The following is a 7,352-nucleotide window of genomic DNA, read 5'->3' as shown; positions in this document are numbered from 1 at the left end:
CGTGGACCCGATCCGTGGCGCCATCGCCGTCTCACTGCCGTACACACCTTCGCCGAAGGCGATTTTCTCGTGATTCCCGGTGAGCACGTCGTGTTTGACCAGCCCGTCGAACAGGAACCAGCCCGGTTTGGCGGTCGCGGCATAGGTGTAGCGGTAGCTGCCGGCGGCATAGTCGGGGTTGATGGTGCCGAACTCGGTGATCGACTCCGAGAGTTGCTCCTCTTGCACCCCACCGCAGACCAGGTTGAATCGCCACCGGTGCAGCCGGGTTTGGAGACGGTCGAGCGCGAGGAAGCGAAAGAGCTTCTCCCACTTCGTTCCCCCGGTATCAACAGGCTGCGGGTCGCCCTCGTAGAAGCCGTCGAGCACGATCTCGTCGCCGTCCTCGTAGGCGTTGACGAAGTGCAGCACGAAGGTAGGGTCGGCCTCGAACCAGCGGACATCGTCCGTCGATCCCCGACGTGGCAACACCGCGAAGCGGGACGGAATGTCGGGACAGAAGCGGGGCAGGTGCACATCGTGCTCGAGCAGCCTCGGATCCCAGAACAACGGGAAATCGTTGAGAATCGCGTAGTTTTCGGTGAACGCCATGTCGTGCGGCAGCCGCGGGCCCGGAAGGGGGATGTCGACGTAGTGGGCCAGCTCATCGCTCTGGTCAACCACGCCGTAGCGCATGTAGGGCTCTTGCTTGCTGTAGTTGAAAAACAGCAGTTCACCGGTTTTGTTGTCGACCTTCGGATGCGCCGATACGCCCCAGTCGAACGGGAAGTGGCCTTTCCACGTTTCCTTGCCCAGCGTGTTGGCCGAGTACGGGTCGATCCGGTACAAATCACCACACTGGTAGAAACTGGTCAGCGCGATCCCGCGGTGCACGATAACGTCGGTGCTCGACGCGTCCTTCATACGCGTCCGGGCGCCCCACCCGTTCTCCCGCTTGGCCAATTGCACCGGCTCGGCAAGTCCGGGCCACAGCGGCCCACCGGCCTCGTTCTCCGCCAGGAAGCCATCCGTACGGACAAATCGATTGCGGTAGAAGGCTTTTCCGTCGCGGAAGCCGACCACGTGCAGCATGCCGTCGCCGTCGAACGGATGATAGGTCTTCAGCGCCGGGTGCAGCGGATTCTCGGTGTTGCGCAGGTAGATGCCGTCCAGGTCCCGCGGAATTTCACCCTCCACGGCGGGGAGATCGTCGGCGTTCCACTCGGTGGTCTGTGGGCGCCACGCTCCGGTCCGGTAGGGGTGATCGTCGTCTTCGGGCAGCGTTGACAGGAACTTGCCGACGATCTCAACATCCATGATCACCCGCCCTTGTCCGTCACTTGGCCGCGCCGACAACGAAACTGATCGTGGTGGCGGTGCTGCCGCCGAAATTGAGGGTGCCGAAGGCTTTGGCGTTTTCGACCTGGTAGTCGCCGGCGGTGCCGCTGACCTGCTTTGCCGCGTCGAGCAGCATGCGCACGCCGGAGGCCCCAACCGGATGTCCGCCACCTATCAAGCCGCCGCTGGGATTGATCGGCAGCCGGCCGCCGATCTCGATCTCGCCGTTTTCGATGGCCTTCCACGATTCGCCAGGCCCGGTCAGGCCGATGTGGTCGATGGCCAGATACTCACTGGGTGTAAAGCAGTCGTGCACCTCGAATCCGTCGACATCGTCGAGCGTCAGGCGCGCGCGGCACAGCGCGTCAAGCACGGCGGCCCGGACGTGCGGTAGCACGTAGGGGTCGTTTGCCGCGCGGTCGAGTTTCTGCCGCAGGCCCAGCCCCACGGTGCGGTGTCCCCATCCGGCGACGCGCCCGATCGGCCGGGTGGCGGGGTGGTGGCGCAGATATGTGTCATTGGCCAGGACCAATCCCGCCCCGCCGTCGGTCATCTGGCTGCAGTCGAATCGCCGCAGCCGACCTTCGGTGATCGGGTTGTTCGCGTCGTCGTCCGTGATGGGATCGGGAACGGTCCACCCCCGCGTCTGGGCGTTGGGATTACGCCGCGCGTTGGCGAAGTTGAGCTGCGCAATGGCATGCAGATGAGCGTCGTCCAAGCCGAAGCGCCGGTCGTACTCGTCGGCGATCTCGGCGAACATCGACGGCCACAGGTAACGAGCGCCGGCGCCCTCGTGGCCGGTCCATGCGGCGGCACCGAGGTGTTGGGCGGCGGTGTCGCCGGGCACCGTCTTCTCCAACTCGAGCCCGACCACGAGGGCGGTGTCGTAGGAGCCCGATCGCAGGTCGGCCATCGCCGACAGCGCCGCGACACTGCCGGACGCACATGCGGCCTCGTGCCGCGACCCGGGGATGTCCCAGAGTTCGTCGCAGACCGTAGCTGGCATGGCACCGAGGTGACCCTGACCGGCGAACATCTCACCGAATGCGTTGCCGATGTGGACGACTCCGATGTCGGCGGGGCCGACCTTCGCCGCGGCAAGCGCGCCGTCGACGACCTCGGCGGTCAGGGCGGAGAAATCGCGGCCCTCCTTGGTGAGGTTGCGAGCGAAATCGCTTTGGTAGCCACCGAGAATCCACAGTCCTGTCGAGCCGCCCATAAGCGGCACGGTACTCCTGGATGACTCGCCCGTTGGAAATAGCAGCGGTCCCGTCGGCTCTCGGGCTGAACCGACGGGACCTAGGTTCACGCGTAGGCCGGCCCACGCGCGCACCTCTTTGGGGGCATTGCCGTTGGGGAGGATCGACAAACATCCGGAGTCAACCCGGCGGCAGACCCGTCGCAACGACACTGATCTGCGACAAGTTGGTGTGCCGTCGATACGCCTGACGGCGTCTTCGGCAACCTCGGCCGGTTCGGGTCCCTACGAGTGCCCTGCCGCGGGGACCGGATCATTCCGGAGTCGTTGAGCGTCGGCGAGGTCGACCGAAGCCAGGTCGATGCCTTTGGTCTCGCGCGCGGCCAACGCGGCCACCGCACTGACCGCCGCGGTAGCCGCCAGGTACCAAGCAATCGGCACCGAGGATTTGTAGGTCTCGAGCAAGCGGACGGCGATAATCGGCGCCATCGAACCGGCGACGATCGACGTGACCTGGTAGCCCAGTGACACGCCCGAATAGCGCATGCGGGTCGGGAACATCTCGGTCATGGCTGCCGGTTGGACCGCGTACATGAGACCGTGAAAGACGAGACCGATGATGATTGCGGCCATGATGATCGCGTTGCGGCGACTGTCCATCATCGGAAACGCGAAGAACCCCCAGCTGCCGGCGCTGAGCGCACCGACGAAATATATTGGGCGCCTGCCAAATAGGTCGCTGAGACGGCCGGCCCACGGGATGACCGCGAAATGCACGGCGTGTGCGGCCAGCAGCCACCACAGGATGACCTTGGTGTTGGCGTGCGCCTGCACTTTGAGGTAAGTGATGGAGAAGGTGACCACAAGGTAGTACATGGTGTTCTCTCCGAAACGCAATCCCATGGCGGCGAAAACGCCACGCGGATAATGCCTTAAGACGTCAACAACACCGAGCCGGCTCGCGTTGGATTGCTCGACTTGTCGCTGTGCCTCGAAAAAGATGGGCGCGTCGGTCACCTTGGTGCGGATGTAGTAGCCGATCAGGACGACAACCGCGGACAGCCAGAATGCCACGCGCCATCCCCAACTGAGAAACGCGGCATCCGACAGGGTCGAGGTGAGACCCAGTAGGACGACCGTCGCCAGCATGTTGCCGACGGGCACCGCTGCCTGCGGCCAGCTCGCCCAGAAACCGCGGCTGCGGTTTGGGCTGTGTTCGGCGACGAGCAAGACGGCGCCGCCCCATTCGCCCCCGACGGCAAAGCCCTGAAGGAAGCGCAGCACCACCAAAAGTGTGGGCGCCCAATAGCCGATCTGCGCGAACGTGGGCAGGCAGCCCATGAGCACGGTCACGGCGCCTACCAGCAGCAGGCTGAACTGCAACAGCTTCTTGCGCCCGTATCGGTCTCCCAGTTGGCCGAAGACGATGCCGCCAAGCGGGCGGGCGGCGAAGCCGACGGCATACGTCACGAACGCGGCAAGGATGTTGTCCAGCTCGTTGCCGCCGCGCGGAAAGAACACCTTGCTGAACACCAGCGTGGCCGCGGTGCCGTAGAGGAAGAACTCGTACCACTCGACGACGGTGCCCGCCATGGACGCGGCGACCACGCGGCGAAGAAACGACTTGCTTTGCAACGGGTCGTGCGCTGACTCATCACGGGCACTCATTCGTTCGTCCTACCTACTGGCGGCTGCTGTCTTGCGTGGCGGATGGGAGCGTACTCGGCCGAGCGATGATGCAGGCCGCCGGTCGGCCGCGGTTTGAGCTGAAACTGAGGGGTTGCGACACGGTCACGGATGCATACCTATCCGAGGATCACTGGCCACATTAAGCACACCAATCACTATCGTCACATGAGCCAACTGGGGTCGTCAATGCGGCGGCCGCTCGGCGGAAGGGTGTGACATTGACGGCGATTCTTCGGATCGTGTCGCTATCGGTGGTGCTCTTGACGGCCATCGGTGTCCTGATGGCGACCGGACCCGCGCCCTCAGCGAACGCCACACCGTGCAGCGCGCCGGAGGCAAACGTCGACCCGCCTGTCGCACCCCCGGAAATGCCCGCGCCGCAGCCCGTCGTTCAGCCACCGACTGGCCGCCGGCCCTCCCACGCCAATGACCGGGCGCCGCTACCCCGAGTGGGTCCGCTGATCTCGTCACTGCTCAAGCCGGGGACTCCTGGCCAGCGATACTCCGCACCGATACAACAGCAGGCCGGGGTGCTGCCGCCCGGGCCCAATCCGCCCGCGCCGGGCTTCCCGCAGCCGCCCAACGCCGCGCCGCTGCAGCCGAACGCTGCGCCGGTTCCTCCGCAGCCGGCTCCGCAGCCAGCGCCGCAGCCCGCGCCATCCCCGCCTCCCGCCTCGATCGCGGGGGCTCCGACCTCGCTCGTCGACTGGGTCACCGGAACAAACGGCCCGAACAAGACATTGCAACGCTTCGGAATCTCCGGGACCGACCTGGGTATCGCCTGGGACAACGGCGATCCGGCGAACCGCCAGGTCCTCATGGCCTTCGGTGACACGTTCGGCTACTGCAAGGTTCACGGGCAGCAATGGCGGTACAACACGCTCTTTCGAAGCTCAGACCATGACCTGTCGCAGGGAATCCATATCGCCGACGGCGTACCGAACGACAGATACTCCGGTTCACCCGTGTGGACGACCGGCCTTTCCAAACAGGTCGTCAACACGATCCATCGCGCGGCTCACGAGACCGGAATCATCCCGACTGCTGCTATCTCGGTCGGGAGAACCCAATACATGAACTTCATGTCCATCAGGCAGTGGGGCCGCGATGGCGAATGGACGACGAACTACTCGGCGATCGCGAGGTCCCTCGACAACGGCCAAAACTGGGGGATCTACCCCGGAAGCGTCCGTACCGCCTCGGCCGACGCTGTCCCGGGAGCCGGGTTCACGCCCGGAAACGAGAACTTCCAAATGGGAGCGTTCATGCGCGGCACCGACGGATATCTCTACTCGTTTGGCACCCCGCCGGGACGCGGTGGCGCCGCGTACCTTTCGCGTGTGCCGCCGAATGCCGTGCCCGACCTCAGCAAGTATCAATACTGGAACGGCGACGACGGCGGACGCTGGGTCCCGGCCAATCCGGGGGCCGCGACGCCGATTTTCCCGGGTCCGGTTGGCGAGATGTCGGCCCAGTACAACAACTATCTGAAGCAGTATCTGGTGCTCTATACCAACGGCGGCAGCAATGACGTCGTGGCGAGGACCGCCCCGGCCCCCCAGGGACCGTGGAGCCCGGAGCAGCCGCTGGTCTCGTCCTTCCAGATGCCCGGTGGCATTTATGCACCGATGATCCATCCGTGGTCCTCGGGCAGAGATCTCTACTTCAACCTCTCGCTGTGGTCGGCATACGACGTCATGTTGATGCACACCGTCTTGCCCTAGTTTCCGCGATTTGCAATGGCTTCCGCTCGCATCGGTTCTCGTCGGGCGGAGGCACAGCCCGTCGCTGATTAGTTGCGTCCAGAGCCCTCCGCCCACTCATCGCGTGTCCCGTCATCAATCTTTGATGCGCTGGTGCGCCGTCATGAGGAGGTGGTCGTAGGTCGCTCGCGGCGGCATCTGTCCGTTGTGCGGCACGCCCGCGAAGTCAGCCGCGACCTGTCTGGCGAGGTCGTGAAGTTTGATGTTGGTTCGCTGTGAGCACCACCTGAGAAGTTCGAAGGCCGCCGCCGCATCCATGCCGTACACCACCATGAGCATCCCTTTGGCCTGCTCGATTTGTGAGCGCGCTTCGGAAATCCTGGCCAATTCGGCGGTGATCTGGTCCTGCCTTGCTTGCTCCACCGGGGTGACGTCGATGTAGAAGCCCTGGGTTCCAATGACTCGTCCTTGGTCATCGTGTAGTTCCTCGCCAACGACGACGACGTGATGGACGTTGCCATGAACGTCGCAGATGCGGTGCCTGCTGCTGAAGGCTTCCCGCGTTTGCCGAATTAGCTCAAGCGTGTCGGCTATCTGCCGGTAGTCGTCAGCGTGTTTGTGCGCCAAAACGAGGCGGGTCGTCGGTGTCACGGTCCCTGGTTTATAGCCGTGCATCCGCTCGACTTGTTCCGACCACTCCCAGCGGTCGTCATCGAAGAAGTAGCGAAACCAGCCGACCCGCTGCGGTGCCCCTCCCGCCAGCGCATGACCCACCCGGCGTTGCTCATCGCCCTGCATTGGAATACCCCTCGGTCTGGAATACCCTTTGCACGCCCGTTCGGCGTATGTGTCAGTTGCTGCTTCGAGTTCTTTTACCAGTTCCGAGTACCTGTCGGCAAGATACTTTTCGCTTACCGGATTCACCAGGACAAACACGACTCTTGTCCATTCCGCGAAGAGTCGCCCACCGGCCACAAAAAGAGGTTGCATCACGGTGGCCCGGGGGTAGCTAGGGACATCGACGGCGCGCACGCAGTTCGGGGAGAACGGGTCGCCTACTCAATCGGCCACCCCTGGGTTCTCAGCTGTGCGCGGCACTCAGGGGCAGGAATCGGCCACTGCGAGGAGTGTGGCCAGCTGTCTAACCACCCACGCAGCAAACGGACCTGCGCTGACGGCATCAAGCGCGGATCAAGCGGGCGATTCCCGAACGCTCTGGCCAGGCGACATGGTGCTCCTTAGTGAATCTCTTTCAAACCAAGATGGCGCATTTGTCAAGTTGATGAGCTACACGCAGGGCGAGCCGCCAGCAAACGACGATGAAGCCGTATCAACAGAGCTCAGCAGACAAAAACCGCGGCCTTATCGAATGAACCGCAAACTCAGTCCAGACGAACACGACGAACTGGTGAAGCTCTAACGAGCCGGCGCCTCGATGCTTGAAC

Annotated in this window: 5 protein-coding genes; 1 reads left to right on the top strand and 4 read right to left on the bottom strand. The window is 63.8% G+C overall.

The window, feature by feature from the left end; genetic code table 11:
- The 3 genes from JO059_RS06595 to JO059_RS06585 all read right to left on the bottom strand — a co-directional run.
- On the bottom strand, window positions 1-1,296 hold a 1,296-nt coding region (locus JO059_RS06595; protein WP_293315294.1), incomplete at its 3' end, for a carotenoid oxygenase family protein.
- Window positions 1,297-1,315: 19 nt separating this feature from the next.
- Window positions 1,316-2,536, bottom strand: a complete 1,221-nt coding sequence (locus JO059_RS06590; RefSeq protein ID WP_293315293.1) for an acetyl-CoA acetyltransferase — start codon at window positions 2,534-2,536, stop codon at window positions 1,316-1,318.
- Window positions 2,537-2,800: 264 nt separating this feature from the next.
- Entirely contained in the window at window positions 2,801-4,183 is a 1,383-nt protein-coding gene (locus JO059_RS06585; protein WP_293315292.1) for an MFS transporter, read from the bottom strand.
- A 239-nt stretch (window positions 4,184-4,422) separates the two neighbouring features.
- Between JO059_RS06585 and JO059_RS06580 the strand changes: the two genes are divergently transcribed.
- Window positions 4,423-5,928, top strand: a complete 1,506-nt coding sequence (locus JO059_RS06580) for a DUF4185 domain-containing protein (protein ID WP_293315291.1) — start codon at window positions 4,423-4,425, stop codon at window positions 5,926-5,928.
- A gap of 114 nt (window positions 5,929-6,042) precedes the next feature.
- Here JO059_RS06580 and JO059_RS06575 read toward each other — a convergent pair whose 3' ends face one another.
- A complete protein-coding gene (locus tag JO059_RS06575; RefSeq protein ID WP_293315295.1) occupies window positions 6,043-6,705 on the bottom strand; it encodes an ANTAR domain-containing protein in 663 nt (220 codons plus the stop codon).
- Window positions 6,706-7,352 lie beyond the last annotated feature (647 nt).

The organism is Mycobacterium sp., assembly GCF_019247615.1.
Lineage (GTDB): Bacteria > Actinomycetota > Actinomycetes > Mycobacteriales > Mycobacteriaceae > Mycobacterium.
Note: the sequence above shows the minus strand (reverse complement) of the source record. Positions and strands in the feature narration are given on the sequence as shown.